The sequence below is a fragment of the Enterococcus sp. AZ077 genome, from assembly GCF_051714965.1.
GTDB lineage: Bacteria > Bacillota > Bacilli > Lactobacillales > Enterococcaceae > Enterococcus_B > Enterococcus_B hirae.
Window position 1 is genome coordinate 569,177 of the sequence record NZ_JBIOSX010000001.1, and the last position, 19,194, is coordinate 588,370.

At 35.8% G+C, this 19,194-nt stretch carries 15 protein-coding genes; 11 read left to right on the forward strand and 4 right to left on the reverse strand.

Annotated elements, in window-relative coordinates:
- Positions 1–349: 349 nt before the first annotated feature.
- Genes IGL28_RS02600 through IGL28_RS02620 form a run of 5 tightly spaced genes read left to right on the forward strand, consistent with a single transcriptional unit; the run spans position 350 to position 4,758 of the window.
- Positions 350–2,128, forward strand: a complete 1,779-nt coding sequence (locus IGL28_RS02600; protein WP_081204183.1) for a glycoside hydrolase family 35 protein — start codon at positions 350–352, stop codon at positions 2,126–2,128.
- Between the two features lie 3 nt (positions 2,129–2,131).
- Complete coding sequence (locus IGL28_RS02605; RefSeq protein ID WP_010719958.1) at positions 2,132–2,611, forward strand: PTS system mannose/fructose/N-acetylgalactosamine-transporter subunit IIB; 480 nt, start codon at positions 2,132–2,134, stop codon at positions 2,609–2,611.
- A gap of 12 nt (positions 2,612–2,623) precedes the next feature.
- Positions 2,624–3,520: a PTS mannose/fructose/sorbose/N-acetylgalactosamine transporter subunit IIC gene (locus IGL28_RS02610; protein ID WP_010719957.1), complete on the forward strand. Its 897-nt coding sequence runs from the start codon at positions 2,624–2,626 to the stop codon at positions 3,518–3,520.
- Positions 3,507–4,316 (forward strand): PTS system mannose/fructose/sorbose family transporter subunit IID, encoded by an 810-nt coding sequence (locus tag IGL28_RS02615; protein ID WP_010719956.1) that lies wholly within the window; start codon positions 3,507–3,509, stop codon positions 4,314–4,316. Before IGL28_RS02610 ends, IGL28_RS02615 begins: the two co-directional genes overlap by 14 nt.
- 37 nt (positions 4,317–4,353) lie before the next feature.
- On the forward strand, positions 4,354–4,758 hold the full coding sequence (locus IGL28_RS02620) for a PTS sugar transporter subunit IIA (RefSeq protein ID WP_010719955.1): 405 nt from the start codon (positions 4,354–4,356) through the stop codon (positions 4,756–4,758).
- A 368-nt stretch (positions 4,759–5,126) separates the two neighbouring features.
- On the opposite strand, the gene IGL28_RS02625 is transcribed toward IGL28_RS02620, so the two are convergent.
- Positions 5,127–6,062 carry a response regulator transcription factor gene (locus IGL28_RS02625; protein ID WP_438843882.1) on the reverse strand — a complete coding sequence of 312 codons (936 nt, stop codon included), beginning with the start codon at positions 6,060–6,062 and terminating at the stop codon, positions 5,127–5,129.
- Between the two features lie 270 nt (positions 6,063–6,332).
- Between IGL28_RS02625 and ptcA the strand changes: the two genes are divergently transcribed.
- The 3 genes from ptcA (at position 6,333) to aguA (ending at position 10,058) form a co-directional block, all read left to right on the forward strand.
- Positions 6,333–7,352 (forward strand): putrescine carbamoyltransferase, encoded by a 1,020-nt coding sequence (gene ptcA, locus IGL28_RS02630; protein WP_081127778.1) that lies wholly within the window; start codon positions 6,333–6,335, stop codon positions 7,350–7,352.
- Between the two features lie 236 nt (positions 7,353–7,588).
- Positions 7,589–9,007 (forward strand): APC family permease, encoded by a 1,419-nt coding sequence (locus IGL28_RS02635; RefSeq protein ID WP_438843883.1) that lies wholly within the window; start codon positions 7,589–7,591, stop codon positions 9,005–9,007.
- Positions 8,961–10,058, forward strand: coding sequence for an agmatine deiminase (gene aguA / locus IGL28_RS02640; RefSeq protein ID WP_010738362.1), 1,098 nt, complete (start codon positions 8,961–8,963; stop codon positions 10,056–10,058). The genes IGL28_RS02635 and aguA overlap by 47 nt, the downstream gene beginning before the upstream one ends.
- A gap of 405 nt (positions 10,059–10,463) precedes the next feature.
- Here aguA and IGL28_RS02645 read toward each other — a convergent pair whose 3' ends face one another.
- Positions 10,464–11,294: a MerR family transcriptional regulator gene (locus IGL28_RS02645; RefSeq protein WP_010719950.1), complete on the reverse strand. Its 831-nt coding sequence runs from the start codon at positions 11,292–11,294 to the stop codon at positions 10,464–10,466.
- Positions 11,295–11,376: 82 nt separating this feature from the next.
- Here IGL28_RS02645 and IGL28_RS02650 point away from each other — a divergent pair, with 82 nt between their 5' ends.
- Together IGL28_RS02650 and IGL28_RS02655 are read left to right on the forward strand one after the other, a co-directional pair.
- Positions 11,377–13,353: an ATP-binding cassette domain-containing protein gene (locus tag IGL28_RS02650; RefSeq protein WP_081127782.1), complete on the forward strand. Its 1,977-nt coding sequence runs from the start codon at positions 11,377–11,379 to the stop codon at positions 13,351–13,353.
- Positions 13,337–15,193 (forward strand): ABC transporter ATP-binding protein/permease, encoded by a 1,857-nt coding sequence (locus IGL28_RS02655; protein ID WP_081127784.1) that lies wholly within the window; start codon positions 13,337–13,339, stop codon positions 15,191–15,193. The genes IGL28_RS02650 and IGL28_RS02655 overlap by 17 nt, the downstream gene beginning before the upstream one ends.
- Before the next feature lie 198 nt (positions 15,194–15,391).
- Here IGL28_RS02655 and IGL28_RS02660 read toward each other — a convergent pair whose 3' ends face one another.
- Entirely contained in the window at positions 15,392–16,405 is a 1,014-nt protein-coding gene (locus IGL28_RS02660; protein WP_368026611.1) for a hypothetical protein, read from the reverse strand.
- A 29-nt stretch (positions 16,406–16,434) separates the two neighbouring features.
- Complete coding sequence (locus IGL28_RS02665; protein ID WP_240187699.1) at positions 16,435–16,893, reverse strand: helix-turn-helix domain-containing protein; 459 nt, start codon at positions 16,891–16,893, stop codon at positions 16,435–16,437.
- Between the two features lie 205 nt (positions 16,894–17,098).
- On the opposite strand from IGL28_RS02665, the gene IGL28_RS02670 reads away from it, so the two are divergent.
- Positions 17,099–19,120 (forward strand): VWA domain-containing protein, encoded by a 2,022-nt coding sequence (locus IGL28_RS02670; protein ID WP_438843884.1) that lies wholly within the window; start codon positions 17,099–17,101, stop codon positions 19,118–19,120.
- The last annotated feature ends 74 nt before the right edge of the window (positions 19,121–19,194 follow it).

Consider the following 19,194-nt stretch of genomic DNA (forward strand, 5'->3'; position numbering starts at 1 on the left):
ATGTCAGAAAACTAGACCAGTTTTTCTTTACGTGAAACAAATGAGTCACGACCTTGATGACAAATTATGAATCCATCCTTTATTCATTCAGGGAGCGAATGACTGTAATAGAGCTTACGTTAAATATTTATATTAATTCTGTTTCTGTATAAAGTTTATTGCCATTTTGGGATGTCTAAATTAACCCTTCAAACAACATCAAAGAATTAAACTTTTCGTTAGAGTCTTTGGTTTTGTATGTATAATTTGATTTTAACACGTTCTGTTATGTTGGATAGGGTTGACTTTCTATTTCAAATTATTTGATATATCAATATATTGAAAACGCTTTTATTTAAGGAGGGAGCTTTTGAACACATTTGAGATTAAAGAAGATTTTCTTCTAAACGGTAAGCCCTTTAAGATACTCTCAGGAGCTATCCACTATTTTAGAGTGGATTCAGCCGATTGGTATCACTCGTTATATAATCTGAAAGCATTGGGATTTAATACAGTTGAAACTTATGTACCATGGAATCTACATGAACCTAAAAAAGGAGATTTCCATTTTGAGGGAATTTTGGACTTAGAACATTTTTTGTCCATTGCTGAGGAATTAGGACTATACGCGATTGTTAGACCATCTCCATATATTTGTGCAGAATGGGAGTTTGGTGGTTTTCCTGCTTGGTTACTTAATGAGGGAACTCGGATCCGAACAAATGAAACCGTTTATTTGAACCATGTGGCAGATTATTATGATGTTTTAATAAAAAAAATCGTGCCGCATCAGCTGACAAATGGTGGAAATATTTTAATGATACAAATTGAGAATGAATACGGTTCTTATGGAGAAGAAAAAGACTATTTACGTTCGATACGTGATTTAATGTTGGACAGAGGAATAACAGTGCCATTTTTCACTTCGGATGGACCATGGCGAGCGACACTCAGAGCAGGCAGCATGATTGATGAAGATATTTTAGTTACTGGAAATTTTGGTTCAAAGGCTGAAGAAAATTTTTCTTCAATGGAAGCTTTCTTCAATGAGCATGGGAAAAAATGGCCTTTAATGTGTATGGAATTCTGGGATGGTTGGTTTAATCGTTGGAAGGAACCGATTGTACAACGTGATGCAAAAGAATTAGCTGAGGCAATCAAAGAGGTCGTGCTGAGAGGAAGTATTAACCTGTATATGTTCCATGGAGGAACAAATTTTGGATTTATGAATGGTTGCTCAGCTAGAGGAGTGATTGATTTGCCACAGATTACTTCTTATGATTACGGAGCACCCTTAGACGAGCAAGGAAATCCAACCGAAAAATATTATGCAATCCAGACAATGATTCATGAAACGTTCCCTGATATCCAACAAATGGAACCTTTGACAAAAGACACAATGGAAATGAAAGATATTCCATTAATTGATAAAGTCAGTTTATTTTCAACATTAGATACAATTAGTCAATCAGTAAAAATGAAATATCCAGAAACGATGGAAATGTTAGGACAAAATACAGGTTATATTCTGTATCGCACCTCAATAAAAAAAGATGCAGAACATGAAAGACTGAGAGTAATCGATGGAAGAGACCGTAGCCAACTATTTTTAAATCAAAAACTGCAAGCTACACAATATCAGACAGAAATTGGTGAAGATATCATTGTTCCAATGCCTCAGGAAAACAATCAATTAGATATTCTAATTGAAAATATGGGGCGTGTTAATTATGGTCATAAATTATTAGCCGATACACAAAAAAAGGGAATTCGTACAGGGGTCATGGCTGATCTACATTTTATCACTGATTGGAATCAGTATTGTTTACCACTAGAGTCATGTGAGAAGGTTGATTTTTCAAAGGAATGGCATCCTAACCAGCCAAGTTTTTATCGCTATGAAGTAACACTTGATGAAGTGGAAGATAGCTTCATTGATCTATCAAAATTTGGGAAAGGTGTCGTATTTGTTAATCAGACCAATATTGGACGTTTTTGGGAAGTTGGGCCAACACTTTCGCTATATATTCCGAAAAGCTTATTTAAAAAAGGAAACAATGAAATAGTAATTTTTGAAACAGAAGGAACTTTCCAACCAGAGATCCAATTAGTAAAAGCACCACTATATAAAGAAATGAAAGAAGGATAAACAATGAGTATTATCGGAGTAAGAATTGATGGACGTTTAATTCATGGACAAGTAGCCAACTTATGGACAACCAAGTTGAACATCACACGGATTATGGTTGTAGATGATGAAGTTGCAAAAAATGATATTGAAAAAAGTGGATTAAAGCTGGCAACTCCACCAGGAGTTAAATTAAGTGTATTGCCGATTGAAAAAGCTGCTAATAATATTTTAGCAGGAAAATATGATTCTCAACGATTATTGATTATTGCTCGGGAGCCGGATCGTTTATTGAAGTTGGTAGAATTAGGAGTCCCAATTGAAGAAATTAATGTTGGGAATATGTCACAGACGAATGAAACACGGTCCATTACTAAATCAATCAATGTGGTTGATCAAGATGTAGAAGTATTTAACAAATTACAGGCTAAAGGTGTTCGCTTAGTAGCGCAGATGGTTCCAAGTGATAAAGCAGAAAATTTTATGGCTTTATTAGCGAAATAGGAGGATAAATAAATGGATATCTTATGGTGGCAGATCTTATTATTAACATTATACGCAGGGTATCAAATTTTAGATGAGTTACAAATTTATTCATCGCTGAGTGCACCCGTTTTTGCCGGATTATTTGCTGGTCTAGTGATGGGGGATCTAAAAGCAGGACTTATTATTGGTGGTAGTATGCAATTGACTGTACTTGGTGTTGGTACCTTTGGGGGTGCATCAAAAATTGATGCCAACTCTGGAACGATTTTAGCGACAGCTTTCTCAGTAGCGCTAGGAATGAACCCAGAGCAAGCAATTGCCGTAATTGCGGTACCAGTAGCTAGCTTGATGATTCAATTAGATATATTAGCCCGTTTTGCGAATACGTATTTTGCGCATCGCATTGATAAATTAGTTGAAGATATGAACTATAAAGGGATCGAACGTAATTTCTTAATGGGAGCCCTCTCTTGGTCACTTTCTCGTATGATTCCCGTTTTTCTAGCATTAGCATTTGGAGGAGGACTAGTAGAACAAGTGGTAGCCGTGCTAAATGGTGATTTGAAGTGGTTAGGCGATGGATTATCAGTAGCTGGAGCAGTTTTACCAGCTGTCGGTTTTGCTATTCTACTACGTTACTTGCCAGTTAAAAAGCATTTCCCTTACCTAATTTTAGGATTTACATTAACGGCATTACTAGGAACCGTCTTTACTAACATGCAGGTTTTAGGAACGGGTGTTGCAGGAGTTGTGAAGAATTTCGAAGGAATATTTAATTCACTTCCAATGTTAGCAATTGCCCTAGTTGGATTTTCTTTAGCAGCCATCAGTTACAAAAATGGACAGCTGATACCACATTCGCCAGCCCCTAAAGATGTTACATCGAATGATTCAGATGAAGGAGAGATTGAAGATGACGAAATCTAATTATAAGTTAACGAAGGAAGACTTTAAGCAGATCAATCGCAGAAGCTTGTTTACTTTCCAATTAGGCTGGAACTATGAACGGATGCAAGGATCAGGCTATCTTTATACAATTCTGCCGCAATTACGCAAGCTTTATGGTGATAATTCTCCTGAATTAAAAGAAATGATGAAAACTCATACACAATTCTTTAATACATCAAACTTCTTCAATACTATCGTTACCGGGATTGACTTGGCTATTGAGGAAAAGGAAGGTATTGATGGTAAAGACACTGTCTCAGGTTTAAAAGCTGGGTTGATGGGGCCTTTTGCAGCAATTGGTGATTCGATTTTCGCAGCGTTAATTCCAACAATTTTTGGAGCCTTAGCAGCCAATATGGCAATTAATGGCAACCCAACTGGAATTTTTATTTGGATTATCGCACAAATCGCTGTTATGATTTTCCGTTGGAAACAATTAGAATTTGCTTATCGTGAAGGAATCTCTTTAGTTACCACGATGCAACATCGCTTAACTGCCTTGACAGATGCTGCAACTTTGTTAGGGGTCTTCATGGTTGGAGCGTTGGTCGCTACCATGATTAATGTAAAATTGTCTTGGGCACCAAGTATTGGTGATGTGACGTTAAACATGCAAAACAACCTGGATATGATTTTACCACGATTATTACCAGCCGGTATCGTTGCAGCAATTTATTGGATGCTTGGCAAAAAGAATATGACTTCTACTAAGGCAATTTTCATAGTATTAGTGGTTTGTGTAGCATTATCAGCTTTAGGCGTGATTTCAAAATAAGTCAGGCTGATTCCAATTAGTGATGAGGAGTGGTTCAATGGGAAAACAATTAGTTTTAATTAGTCATGGACTTTTCTGTGAAGAATTGAAAAAAAGTACAGAAATGATAATGGGGCCTCAGGAAAGTATTCACACAGTAAGCCTTCTTCCTTCTGAATCAGCGGAAGATTTTCGTGAAAAGTTTGAAACAGTAATTGCCAATTTAGATGATTTCGTAGTATTAGCAGATTTAATGGGTGGCACTCCGTGTAATGTAGTTTCAAAAATAATTCTCGAGGGTCAAGTAATTGACTTATACGCAGGCATGAACATGCCAATGGTCATTGACTTCATTAACAGTCAATTAATTGGAACAGAACTTTCATTAATCGAATCTGCTACAAGTAACATTTGTTATGTGAATGGACGGATTTTCAGTGATGACGATGATGAAGATGAGTAAGATAAAATATATGAGTGATGAAGCCAAAGAAATATTTCGCTGATCAGACTATAGATAAAAGACATTTCAAACTTGTAATTTGAGTTTGGAATGTCTTTTTATCTAGTTTTGTTCAAAATTTTGGACAAAAAAGAGACCCTTTGTCAAATGATGTTGGTAAAGAGAAATTCTAGAATGATTGGTGAAAGATTGAGAAAAAAGTGTTCAGCATCAAAATTTTTTGAAGATGCCGCTTTTGTCTCATTCTCCATTTTTTTATTTTATGATTAACCTCATAAAAAAGTGGGACATTAATTAGATTTTTTCTGATTAATGTCCCAGACTCGTCTACAGACTGAGAACTTGGAAGGGATACTTCCAGGACTTTTTTAAACGGTTGACTCAATGGCTTCTTTATACTTTTCAAAAAGGGGGATAATTTGCGTGCGCTTTTTTATGTCAAGTTTAATAAAAATATTGTGGACATGAGTTTTAACCGTTCCTAATGAGAAAAAGAGCTGGTCAGCAATTTCCTGATTGGTTCGATGTGACAGTAGCAATACAAAAATTTCCGTTTCTCGTTGAGTAAACTGGTGAACCTGACAAAAGTCTTGAATCAAGAGAGAGGTGTCTTGATTTTGTGTTTTTTCTTTCTGAGGTTGATATTTTTTGATAAAGAAGTGCAGTAATAAAACACATATAACAATCGAAAAAATATCCTCTGAGACACTACGATTATAAATTTTTGTCACTAAGGAGCTATATTGATCGACATTGAAAATCACGAAACTATCTTCAATAATGATCAAAATACTAAAGAAGAGATTAATGAACATCAATTGCTTTAAATAGCGTTTGTTCAGCAAAGGTACATCCTTTTTTGTTCCTCGCCAACAATAAATTCCTAGGTAAAACAGGAAGAGTTGATTGCCCAGATAATAGAGCCAGACTTTAAAGGCTGAATTATCCATCAATGGGATGGTAATCATCCAAGCAGCCAAAGCAAGCAGTAAAGCATAATGGAGAGGGGAAAGTTTTTCTTTTTGTAGTTCGGCAAGAATAGAAATGGAAAAAAAGGCGTTTCCCATAAAAATAATCGTTTTAACTGCTGGCGCACTCATAAATGCTTGATCATAACTTTGTGCAAAGGAATTGAGGAACTCCGTCATATAAATAATCGTGTTATCAAAAATGAAGAATGCCAAATACAAACTGATCCAGAGAAATAAGTTGTTTTTTTCTTTTAAATAAGCATAAATAGCAAAAGTCATCGTGATTGAATATAAAATGATCAACAGAATGTTGTAAACAAAAATAGCTATCATATTGAATCCCCTTTCATTTTTTCCTTACCTTAAATTTCTTATTTTAATTATAACACCGATTTTTTTATCTTTACTTTTAATTCCTATAAACTTCCTTCTAAACTTTTGTAAACCCTTGGAAAATAAATGGTTTATATCCAAAAATAAACCAGCCTGTAGCACGTATAGATCGACAATGATAACGTTTACAACTAATAGCTTATCGTAAACTCTCACTTTTTTTCCTAAAGTGAAGATGCAAAGCAAACAAATTACTTAGGAGGTTTCATTATGGGAAAAAAAGATTTTATTACAACTGAAAATTACACGAAGGAAGAGATTCAACAAATTGTTGACCTGTCATTGAAAATCAAAGCGGCCATCAAGAATGGTTTTTATCCTCCTTTGCTAAAGAACAAAGTGTTAGGGATGATCTTCCAACAGTCTTCTACCAGAACGCGGGTTTCGTTTGAAACAGCAATGACACAATTAGGGGGGCACGCAGAATATCTAGCACCAGGGCAAATTCAATTGGGTGGTCATGAAACGATAGAAGACACGAGCCGAGTTCTTTCTCGTTTAGTTGATATTTTGATGGCTCGTGTGGAACGTCATCATAGTGTGTATGACTTAGCAACGAATGCCACGATCCCAGTTATTAACGGGATGTCTGACTTCAACCACCCAACGCAAGAAATTGGCGATCTTTGCACCATGATCGAACATCTTCCAGCAGGCAAAAAAATTGAAGACTGCAAGGTTTCCTTTATTGGAGATGCCACACAAGTCTGTTTCTCTTTAGGATTGATTGCAACAAAAATGGGAATGGAATTCGTTCAATTTGGACCAGAAGGGTTCCAGTTAAACGAAGACCATCGCGCACGACTAGACGCAATTTGCAAAGATTCTGGCGGCTCCTATACGATATCCGATCAAATCGATGTTATCGAAGGTTCGGATTTTGTTTATACAGATGTTTGGTATGGACTGTATGAAGCTGAACTATCAGAAGAGGAACGCATGCGTATTTTTTATCCTAAATACCAAGTGAATACGGACCTGATGAAAAGTGCTGGGGAACAAGCGAAATTTATGCACTGCTTGCCTGCCACTCGTGGGGAAGAAGTCACAGATGAAGTCATGGATGGACCGAACTCGATCTGTTTTGATGAAGCAGAAAATCGGTTGACTTCGATTCGCGGTCTCTTAGTGTACTTGATGCGGGATTATGCGGAAAAAAATCCAATCGATGAGACCAAAAAAGCAGCGGCTAAAAAAGACTTGGAAGCTTTGCTAGGTGAAACATTTTAGACGCAAGAGATGAGGAAAGGAAATAATCTGCGTATCATGACGATGCGTGAGGATTGTCTCTGTTCTAGAGGAGGGGCTAACGATCTGAAAATCGATTCTTTCTAGCAGAATCTTGATCTCACACTAATGTAGCTTTTATGCCGCACTAGAAATCATACGAGGTGAGTCCGCAGGTTACAAGAATCGTTCAATCGTTGGTCCAACCTTATTCCCTTGTACCGGAAAGGAAGAAAACAATGGGAGAAAAGAAAAAATTTAGTTTGATGAGTGCTATATTATCTGTTATTTGTGTTGTATTTGTGGCAGAAGCGGCTGCACCGGTAGCAGCAATCGGAAATTCACAATTTTTTTGGTGGATCTTTTTATTGATTGCATTCCTTTTGCCGTATGGATTGATCTCGTCAGAGTTAGGAACAACTTATATCGGTGATGGCGGTATCTATGATTGGGTGACACAAGCCTTCGGACATCGCTGGGGATCTCGCGTTTCTTGGTATTACTGGATCAATTATCCACTGTGGTTAGCTTCTCTAGCAGTAGTCTGCCCTGATTTATTGATGACGATCACAGGAAGCAAATTTTCAACAGCGGCTGCTATCGTGATCGAACTGATCTTTATATGGATCATCGTTTGGATTAGTTTTTATCCGGTCAGTGACAGCGTGTGGATTTTGAATGGAGCAGCTGTTATCAAAATGCTGCTGGCAATCTTGATCGGTGGCTTAGGTCTCTATACTGCGTTTACTAAGGGTGTGGCGAATGAGTTTACTCTTTCTTCCATGCTGCCAAGTTTCAATTTAAATAGTTTGTCCTTTATTTCAGTAATCATTTTTAACTTATTAGGATTCGAAGTGATTTGTACATTCGCGAATGATATGGAAAATCCTAAAAAGCAAATCCCTCAATCGATCATTGCCGGTGGACTGGTGATTGCAGCCATTTACATTTTTTCTGCATTCGGGATAGGTGTAGCAATTCCTACGGATCAGATTAGTACAGGCAGCGGATTGATGGATAGTTTTAAGTTATTGACAGGATCAACAGGCGGATGGTTCATTATTTCGATGGCCTTTTTATTCTTACTGACATTGTTTGGCAATATGATTTCTTGGTCGTTAGGGGTTAACAATACTGCTTGTTATGCAGCCGAAAATGACGATATGCCGAAAGTATTTGCCAAACGCAGCAAAAAAAACGGCATGCCTACTGGTGCGGCGATTATGAATGGTATTGTTGCTTCTATCGTTGTCATCATCGCACCAATTTTACCAAATCAAGATTTATTTTGGGCATTTTTCTCGTTGAACCTAGTAATGTTCCTACTATCATATGTACCTGTTTTTCCTGCGTTTTATAAATTGCGCAAAATCGATCCAGAAACACCTCGACCTTTCAAGGTGAGCGGCAGCGACTTGTTCTTGAAGGTATTAGTCGCACTACCGATGATCATGATCGTGATCTCATTGATTTTCACAGCGATTCCTTTGCAGTTTGATGCTGAATCGCTGAGTCAGCAATTACCAATCACGATTGGAGCAATTATATTTGCCCTCGTTGGTGAAATCATTATCTGGATCAAAAAAATCAAAAAAGAAGGAGTGCTGTATCATGGCAAAGCGAATCGAAAAGACCACACCGAAACAAGACGGGTTTAGAATGCCTGGAGAGTTTGAACCACAAGAGAAAGTATGGATGATTTGGCCAGAGCGTCCGGATAACTGGCGTGATGGAGGCAAACCGGCTCAAGAAGCATTTGCCGAAGTTGCAAAAGCGATCAGCAAATTCACGCCAATGAATGTGGTCGTGTCGCAACAGCAATATCAAAACTGCCGTCGTCAATTGCCTGCCGACATCACTGTCTATGAAATGTCGAACAACGATGCTTGGATTCGTGACTGTGGTCCTAGCTTTGTCATCAACGACAATGGTGAATTACGAGGCAATGACTGGGGATTCAATGCTTGGGGCGGATTAGTCGATGGCTTGTATTTCCCTTGGGATCAAGACGATTTGATTGCACAAAAGATCTGTGAAATCGAACACGTGGATTCGTATCGAACGGAGGATTTTATTTTAGAAGGGGGCTCCTTTCATGTTGATGGAGAAGGCACTGTTTTAACGACTGAGATGTGTTTATTGAGTGAAGGTCGGAATCCTCATATGACAAAAGAAGAGATCGAACAAAAATTATGTGACTACTTAAACTGTGAGAAAGTACTTTGGTTAGGTGACGGGATCGATCCGGAAGAAACCAATGGACATGTGGATGATGTGGCATGTTTTGTTCGTCCAGGAGAAGTGGCTTGTATCTATACTGAAGATCAAAACAGCCCATTTTATGAAGCGGCTCAAGCTGCTTACAAGCGTTTGAATGAAATGACCGATGCCAAAGGTCGCAAATTAAAAGTTCATAAGCTTTGTTGCCCAGTAGAGAATGTCACGATCAATGGGGATTTCAAGATCGATTACGTAGAAGGAACGATGCCACGTGAAGATGGCGACATTTGTATTGCTTCTTATATGAATTTTCTGATCACGAACAACGGTGTGATCGTTCCTCAGTATGGAGATAAAAATGATGAGCTGGCACTTGAGGAAATAGCAGAATTCTTTCCAGATAAAGAAGTCGTAGGCGTAAATACAGTTGAGATCGTATACGGTGGTGGAAATATTCACTGTATCACACAACAACAACCGCAAAGATAGGTGGAGGCTTATCTCAAAAATTGTCATCGCATTGGGTGGAATTTTAGGCGACGCTGCTCATGAACAATTGACCAAAGCCCAAAGCAGCAAATTCGATTACTGACCTGATCAATGACGGCCGTTTATTTGTTTTTAGAGATACTAGAAGAGACTGAGACAACTTTTGTCCCAATCTCTTTTTTTTCATTGTCTATCATTAGCTGACGATCAGCTTGGTGATTCAACCATTAGAGGAAGCCAGATGTGGGTGAGATCTTTTCATAGTTTTCCCAAACCTATAAAAATCTCCTAGGTACCTTTTAAGTATATTTTAAAACAATAATGCATATATATACAAATTGAATCATTTTTAAGAGGTTGTTTTAAGAAGGGGAAATAAGGAACTTTCTTAGTTTCAGTAAACGATTAATTCTTTTTTACAGGTATCAAGATTTCAAATACACGTTTTTCAGGAATCGTGGTAGTAATTTCATCTTGCCATAATATTTTCCAAAAAAATCTTTCTGGAATAAATTTATTTTTTTGAAAATAGTTCAGTAGTTTCTGATTGATTTCTTGCTTATTATAATTTGAATCCTCTATGAAGAAAGAGACATATGTTCCATTCGATCTGGTTATAATTTTCTCTGCGTCGTAAAGATGGCTTTGTTCCTTGTTTATTTTAATTAGTGACCTAAAAGGAGTTTTTTGAATGTCAGAAAAAATAGAATCTTCTACTAAAAAATTTATAGGATAGCCATTAAATAAATCTTTTTGATCTAAGGATAAATAAAAATCACTATAACTAGATAAAGAATCGATGGAGTCGTAGTAATGAGAATGCATTAAATCAGAACAAATAAAAGATTCTTCTTCTCTGTAAGAATGAGTAATTATATCAAAATTTATATTTTTCAATGTTGTATACCGATCGATATAATTTTCTAAAAACGTCTGCATATGTTTTAAGTCATTGATTTTTTCATCTAAAATTTCTTTTCGCTTTTTAAATTCTGTCAGCGTGTCATCCATGTTTCGATTATCGAGAAAATATTTAATCTGTTCTAAAGGTACATCAAGAAATTTCAAGGTTAGTATAACGTCTAATTCAAAGCATTGGTCACAAGTATAATATCTATAACCATGAGTAGATATTTTTTTTGGTTTGAATAAATCAATTTGATCATAATAAATTAAGGTTCTTCTACTTAAATTGACGTATTTTGCAAATTCACTGATTGTTAAATAATTATTCATAATTACCTCCTTGAATATAACGTAACGTTACAGTTTATTCTAGCAGAGCAATAACCCAAATTCGTTATAAAAGGAGATTCTTATGTTAAGTTTAATCGAAATAAAAAAAGTATTTGGAAATGAAATAGTATTGAATCATTTATCAGGAGATTTCCAAAAAGGCCTCAATTTTATTTACGGTCCATCGGGTAGTGGGAAGACAACGCTATTAAATATCATTAGTGGTATGGATCAAAATTTTGAAGGAGATGTTTATTTTAACAATCAGTCGATGAAACGTTTTACGAAAAAAGAACTATCCGACTATTATTACAATTCAATCGGTTTTATCTGGCAAGATTACCAATTGATAGAATACTTAAGTGTAGAATGTAACATTGATTTAGTTCTAAGCCTATCGAACTTAAATAAAGCAGAACGAAAAATGAAAGTAGCAAAGGTATTAGAGGAACTAGGAATATCTGGATTAGCTAAAATGAAAGTGGCAAAATTATCTGGCGGACAAAAACAACGAGTAGCGATAGCTAGAGCATTAGTAAAAGATCCAGAAATAATCATAGCAGATGAACCAACTAAAGCATTAGATCTTTTAGCTGCTAATAAAATAATGACGGAGCTAAAAAAAATCGCTAAAGAAAGAATAGTGATAATAGTCACTCATGATAAAGGTTTAATTGAAAAAGACGCAAATGTCTATAGCATGGAGCAAGGACAACTAAAATTAGTAGGGCAAAGTAAACAATACTCAAAAGATGACGGGAAAAACAATCGATTGAATAAACCTCCTTATTTATCTTTAAAAAATTGTATCTCTCAATCTTTTAACATTCTAAAAGGCGCATCCATATATTCTATATTAACGATTATTTTACTCATACTTTCTTCCTTTTTTATGTTGATTAATTTGAGTGGGGAAATAAAAGAAAAACAAGATGATAATTTTAGCCGTCTTGTTAAAGAAAGAGGAGAGACGATCAAAGATATTTCTTTGTCAAAAGAATCGACAGGTGGTGGTCCTTCTGGTTCTCTAAAACAAGATACTTCAGGAGCAGTAGATTTATTAAAAGATGATCCCAGAGTAGATTTTGTGGCACCCTTGGAAATAGTGGGTGATTTGAAACTAAACGTAGGAGATTTGATTAAAAATTATGAAGTGAAGGATAGCTTTAACTTGCCTGCAATTACGAAATTGATAGCTGGAAGATATCCTTCAATTGGAGAAATAGAAGTGGCTGTTCCTAAACGGTTACTGGATTTACTAGGTCTAAAACCCACCGACGTAATCGGGAAAAACTTAAATATGACAGGACTTATAGACGTAAATCCAAAGATTGGAAGCAATGAAATTACAGGATCAAAGGTCTCATTAAATGATGTAAAAGTAGTGGGAGTCATTGAAAATAATCCTAAAGGTGGAGCAATTACCAGCACTTTAGGAAGACGTGACGGGAAACTAACGGATGGCCCGTTGTTGTTTAGTGTAGAAGCTATCAAAAAAATGCGCCAACAAGCAGGCATTGAGAAATCGATAAGTTATAACGTAAGAGCAAAAACATTAGATGATATTTTACCTATCGTGAATAAACTACAACAAGCAGGTTTACAACCTTCTGGAGATTTTAGCATGATTGAAGACATGCTCCGATTGAGAAAGAAAAATGAGGAGCAAGGGGTTACCATCAGTTTGATATTCTTTGTATTGTCACTAACAATTAGTATTGTTCTGGCTTTGTTCAATTTTTATATAAAGAAAAGTGAATTTCGTTTTTTCAAATTCAATGGTTTCAGTAATAAAAATATTTTAAGTTTAATCATTTCAGAATACTTTATACTTGGAATAATGTCTTCTCTTCTATTTCTGATAACTTTCCCAATGCTTAGTCTTTTAAGTCAAAAATTATTTAGTATATATATAGTATCTACTAATAACTTAGTTTTTGTATTGTTGCTACCATTTGTCCAATCAATAATAATCAGTTTCCTATCCTACTTATTATTTCTTAAAACTAATCCTACTCATAAAATGAAACAAGGTGATTCGAATGATTTACTTAAATAATGTCAGTAAAAAGTACAAAGATTTGGATATACTATTACATGCCAATTATCGATTTAAAGATGGTACGTTAACTTGTGTATTAGGGAATAGTGGAGCTGGTAAATCAACATTATTAAATTTAATAGCAGGCTTAGATATAGATTATGATGGGGAAATTGAAAATTTATGTTTTAAGGAAAAAAATTTCTCGAATAAAAACTTGTCTAATTATAGATTCAACAATGTGGGATTTATTTTTCAAGATTATCATCTCTTAAATGGATATACAGTACTTGAAAATGTCATAATGGGGGCACATTTAGACTCTGAACTAACGAAAGAAGAGAAAATCGAAAAAGCATTGAATTTATTAACGGAACTCGGTTTAAAAAACAAGGCAAATCAAATGGTCCATGAGTTAAGCGGTGGTCAAAAACAAAGAGCATCTATAGCGAGAGCCTTAATGAACGATCCTAAAATAATTCTTGCAGATGAACCAACGGCTGCTTTAGATGAATTAAATAGTGATGGTGTGATGAAGATACTAAAAAGGTTGGCAAGGAATCGAACCGTGATTGTTATTACGCATAGTGAAAAAGTTTCAAAGTACGCCGATGAAATAGTCTGTTTAAAAAATCATACAATAGAAATAGTTAAAGAAAAAGAGCGATATGAATTAGACTATAGTAAAGAAAGTCAGACTTTCACAGCGAAAAAAGCTAAAGAGATTGTCCCAAAACTCAACTCAAAATTACTTTTTTGGATAGCAATCAGGAATTTTAGAATACATTTTTTAAAAAATTTACTTGCTATCGTATTGATTTCATTAGGAACGGTCTCTTTTATTTCAACGTTAGGAATAAAAAATACAATAAAAAATGAAATACAGTCATTTAAAGAAAAAAATGATTACTATAGTAAAGGATCAATTGCTTTTTCAAAAAAGCCTTTATCTGAAGGGCTTACTTATTTACAAACATTACCAAACGTTAAGGATGTGTATTACCAATATAATCTCCAAAATATTAATCTTAAATATGATCATAAGAATAAACACTTAGATACTAAATCACCAACATTCATTTCTTCCGATCTTTCGATGATTTATGGGGACATGCCTAAAGATAATAGGAATGAAATCAGTCTATCTCTAAGTGTTGCCTCGTCTTTGAGTAAGAATATTAATCAATTAGTTGGAAAGTACGTTGACTTTGAATACTTTGATAAGGAGGGACAAAAACATAAAATAAAAATGAAAGTGAGTGGTATCTCAAACGATACTTTTGATAACTTTACAATGAGTACGAAGCTGGAAAAGAAAATTTATAAAGAAGTAGCTAAAGGTGAGGCATCTGCTATAGCGTTTAGTGTGAAAAATTTTGAGGACATTCCCAAAATTCATCGCCTGCTGAAAAGTGAGGGGTACGATATATACACTAAGGAAAAAGACATTCGTGCTTTTAAAAATAGTTTTGCTGATACTATAAAGTTGTTTACCATATTATCCAATTTACTTTTACTCCTATTTATCTCTGTTAGTTTTATTATAATCTATCGAATTTCTATCACTAGATATTCTGAAGTTGGTATACTAAGTTGCTTAGGATATAGTACCAGAAATATCTCTAAGATATTGAGAAGAGAAACCGTTCTATTTTGTCTACTATCCATCTTATTTAGTAGTATATGGCTTCTTATTTTTAATACTGTATATAGCCATAACTTTGGTTATAATCTAGAGTTTAATTTCCAACTAGGGCTGCTTTTGTTGTTAGTAAATATTGGTTTAGTTTTTGGCATAACTGGTTTTGTTAATTATCGATTGGTCAACCTATCACCTAGTCTGGCTTTAAAAAAATAAGATCTTTAACTTTAGAAATATAGTATTGACTAAGAGTCTGGGACATTCATCAGAAATAAATCTGAAGAATGTCCCAGTTTTTTTGCTTTTATTTCCCACAAATCTTAGGCTATTTTTATGAATTGAAAAAGTATAAATATGATCGAAGAAGTGTTATTCGCAGTTCAAATAATGAACATTCCATTTCTTCTGCTCTTACTACACCAGCTCTTCAAGTACTTGTTTGATTGCCAGCAGATCGGCTAATGTGACTTGGGCATTGATCAGTAAAACGGGGACGGTTTCAAAACTTTCTGTTAAAGGAGCGGTACTAAGGCAGAGATCATAGTCTTCGTTTTCAAAATGGCTGCGAATATCCAGATGGTAGTAGCTTTGAAAAGAAGACTCGATACGTTCTTTGATTGTTAAAGAAAGTGCCAAAGGTAAATCTGTTTCGAGTTTAAGGTTGATTTTTTTCATAAAGGTGGATGGTGGTGAAACCAAGGTCCAAGCAACTGCTACATGTAACGCAAGTCCTTTTCGTTTGCTATCTGAGGATGAGTAAAGATCAATTTGATCTAACAATTGTTCAGAACGCATCAAAAGGTTGGGAAAATTCTGCGAGACATAGTGCTGTAGATTATAGCCGGTCAAGGTATGGATCGTCTCTCCAAATAGTTCGACGGACAAAATTCCAGAAAGAATCGTTCGCAAAATCAAGTTCTTTTTTCTGGTAGACAATTGTTGAGAGTCTGTATCTTTCAGTAACAAATGGATGATTGCTTGCAAATAAGAACGATTTTGAGCGCTTTCCTCTTGGATGGCAAAATAATCAGCTAACTGCTCTTTAGAAAAAGTGAGATCCAGATTTGATCGTAGCCACAAGAAAATAAAATGGCTCTCCATTGTTTCGAGTAAGAAGTGTTCACTCAACTCATCTGTCAGTTTTTTTAAGAGTGATGAATGCTGATCCGTCAATTGTTGGAACAGTTCGTGGTCTTTAGACGGTAGATCAGGAGCTAAAGTGATCATTTCAGCTGTTATTTTTTTACCTTTTCTAAACCGAATAATCGTCACTGCTAGTACATAAGTAGTAATTTTTAGTTCAATCTCATTGAAAGGAATTTCATTGATTTCATAAAAGTGTCGGGCGAGCATTTCACATTTTTGTTGAGAAATACCTGGAAATGGCCAGTGAAGACCAGAAAAATTTTTCCAAAAAAAAGCAACCATAAAATAGCGAATACGAGGTTCATCACCGACTAAATAGAGCGTTCCTTTATTTTTTTTACGGTAAACCCCAATGGCTGTAGTAGCGTTTCTAGTTCATAGCTTCGCTTTCGTACAGTAGATTCGGATAAATAATTCTCGTAGGCGAATTTGACTAGATTCACTTCATTTTCCAACAATAAAGTTTCAAATAAATTGAAAAAAGGATTTTCTTGTAATATTTTACGAATCACCGTTTTATAGTCTGTTTTGGTTCCTGTGAATTTATAGCCGAGACCATGTTTTGTATGAAAAATTGGTTCACGACTTTCATCTGTCATTAGGGAATGATTGCTTAGGACATCGTAATATTTGTAGATCGAACGCCGATCCATATTGAGGGCTTGGCTCATTTCTTCAATCGTTACAAAGCGCTTTTGATGATATAAAAAATGCAAAAGTTCGATTTCTTTTTTGACATCATTTCCAAAAAAATCATTGAATATTTCCATAAAAAAACTCCTAACCAAAGATTTCCCTCGATTCTTAGCTGTTACTTGATGCCATCTTATCATAAAAAGAGGATTTTAATGTATTCCAAATGTACATTTTTTTAGCTCAGAAAAGATTCCAGAAAATTTATACTAGCAATTGTTGAAAAAATTCTAGGGTTTTAATAAGGATGGGGAAATCTGTTGGTAGAAAAGGAGAGAAATGATGGGAACGAGAAAAGACAGCTATTTCAAGATAGTGATTTTATTCGTAGGATTAATGAGTATTTTACTGGGAATAGGAATGCAAAAATCATTTGCGGAGACAGTTGATTTTGCTTATACCGATTCTACGGGACAACGTTTAACAAATGGAACAGCAGTAGGGAATACCTATAATTATGATTATGGCCATGCACCAGAAGCCGTATTTGACGAAGAAAATTATGTTAATTACGCCGACCGTGCATATTTAAAAAAGAGTGTCACAGAAGATAGCAAGACACAAGGTTTATTTGACGTCACGTTAGATGTGAAAGGTAACCAGATCGGAACACCGATTGATTTAGTTTTGGTGATCGATTATTCTTCCTCCATGACTGGCGAAAAATTAACCAATGCTTTAATCGGATTACAACAATTTGGCAATGAATTAGCGGATTCGTTAGCTAATGGGAATATACGTGTGGGGATCGTAGCATACAATCGGGAGGTTTATTCAACAAATGGTTTTTCAAGTAATATGAATGACTTAGAGAACTTCTTGAAATATACCGCTGAGTCACATTCGGGAACATTTATGCAAAAAGGATTATTAGCAGGGCAACGGTTATTATTGGAGAAAAGTCGGCCAGAAGCGGAAAAACTATTTATTCATATTGGTGATGATAGTGCCAATCGTAGTTATCTTCCAGTACAAGGAGCGAAAGAGTATCCAAATGAGGGAGAGATCATTGATTATAATGGCTACCATACCGATCATTATATTCAAGATTTTCAAACTGATTCTGACAAATACTATACGACAAACAGTAACCCTTCTGATCCCAATGCAATTTCTGTTAGTAGTTCAATTGTGACAGATGCGACCTTAGGGACGATTGTTTCTCTCAAGCATTCGGGTTTTACCTGTTATTCGATAGCGACAGCACCTTCTGCTCGAGGGGAATATATTGGGCGAAACTTAGCTTCTAAACCGCAACAATACCTTACAACCGATGAAAATCTAAGCGGTTTGGGTTCTGCCTTAACAGAGATCGCCAACCAAATTGATAAAACGATTCCTAATGGTACGATCACTGATCCTATGGGGCAAGACATTTTACTCCAAGGAGCGGGTGAGTTTAATGAACGCTCCTATCAATTAGTCGGTTGGCGAAAAAATGAACAAGGAAATTGGGAACAAGCCAATGATGTAGTGGCTGATGTAGTTGTATCGGAAGCGAACCAAACGATTACGATTGCAAATATTGCATTAGGGGAAAATGAACGGCTTACGTGTACCTATCAAGTCCGTTTAAACACTGAAAATACTCATTTTAAAGGCGAAACTTGGTATTTGTGTAATGGACGGACAACGTTAGCACCAACAAATGAAAGTGAATTACTTGATTTTCCAATCCCTTCAATCAAGGCACCGACAACCACAATCCAAGTAGCAAAAAAATGGAAAAATGTAGCGGCATCCGAGATCCCAGAGACTATTGACTATGTGATTCGCAGGAGTTCGGTCGTTGATCCTACGAGTTGGCAAAGTTCAGCGGTGCTTTCTTTAAGAAAACAAGATAATTATCAAGCAACGATCAAGGAACTGCCAGTGGGAAACGAAAAAGCGGTCTTACCAAAATACAATAATCAAGGAGAAGACTTTACTTATCAAGTAGCGGAAGTGAATGTACCTGATGAGTTTGAGAGTACTGTAACCAATAATGGCAATTCTTTTGTGATCACGAATACGAAAAAAACGACCGAACCAAGCACAACGGAGCCAAGCACAACGGAGCCAAGCACAACGGAACCAAGCACGACGGAGCCAAGCACAACGGAATCAAGCACCATCGACTTAAGAAACTCTGGACCAAGTACAACTAAAAAAGAGGCGATGCTCCAGATTGCTTCTGAATCTTCGACTGATTCTGAAGCGGAACATTTACCAAAAACAAATGAACATTCCTCATCCATTCTGGTCTTTCTGGGAACGATGATCGTCGGATCGGTGGGTTATTATTTGATTCGTAAAATAAGATAGCCAATCAGCTGGTGTAGCTCAGAATGTCTGAAACTAGATGTTCTGAGTTTTTTTGTGCTATAGTTTAGTCAAAG

Bases quoted from the DNA above. Each gene is read 5' to 3' on its own strand.
- IGL28_RS02605 (WP_010719958.1), top strand. From the start codon at position 2,132: ATGAGTATTATCGGAGTAAGAATTGATGGACGTTTAATTCATGGACAA.
- IGL28_RS02610 (WP_010719957.1), top strand. From the start codon at position 2,624: ATGGATATCTTATGGTGGCAGATCTTATTATTAACATTATACGCAGGG.
- IGL28_RS02615 (WP_010719956.1), top strand. From the start codon at position 3,507: ATGACGAAATCTAATTATAAGTTAACGAAGGAAGACTTTAAGCAGATC.
- IGL28_RS02620 (WP_010719955.1), top strand. From the start codon at position 4,354: ATGGGAAAACAATTAGTTTTAATTAGTCATGGACTTTTCTGTGAAGAA.
- IGL28_RS02625 (WP_438843882.1), bottom strand. From the start codon at position 6,062: ATGATAGCTATTTTTGTTTACAACATTCTGTTGATCATTTTATATTCA.
- ptcA (WP_081127778.1), top strand. From the start codon at position 6,333: ATGGGAAAAAAAGATTTTATTACAACTGAAAATTACACGAAGGAAGAG.
- IGL28_RS02635 (WP_438843883.1), top strand. From the start codon at position 7,589: ATGGGAGAAAAGAAAAAATTTAGTTTGATGAGTGCTATATTATCTGTT.
- aguA (WP_010738362.1), top strand. From the start codon at position 8,961: ATGGCAAAGCGAATCGAAAAGACCACACCGAAACAAGACGGGTTTAGA.
- IGL28_RS02645 (WP_010719950.1), bottom strand. From the start codon at position 11,294: ATGAATAATTATTTAACAATCAGTGAATTTGCAAAATACGTCAATTTA.
- IGL28_RS02650 (WP_081127782.1), top strand. From the start codon at position 11,377: ATGTTAAGTTTAATCGAAATAAAAAAAGTATTTGGAAATGAAATAGTA.
- IGL28_RS02655 (WP_081127784.1), top strand. From the start codon at position 13,337: ATGATTTACTTAAATAATGTCAGTAAAAAGTACAAAGATTTGGATATA.
- IGL28_RS02660 (WP_368026611.1), bottom strand. From the start codon at position 16,405: ATGGTTGCTTTTTTTTGGAAAAATTTTTCTGGTCTTCACTGGCCATTT.
- IGL28_RS02665 (WP_240187699.1), bottom strand. From the start codon at position 16,893: ATGGAAATATTCAATGATTTTTTTGGAAATGATGTCAAAAAAGAAATC.
- IGL28_RS02670 (WP_438843884.1), top strand. From the start codon at position 17,099: ATGGGAACGAGAAAAGACAGCTATTTCAAGATAGTGATTTTATTCGTA.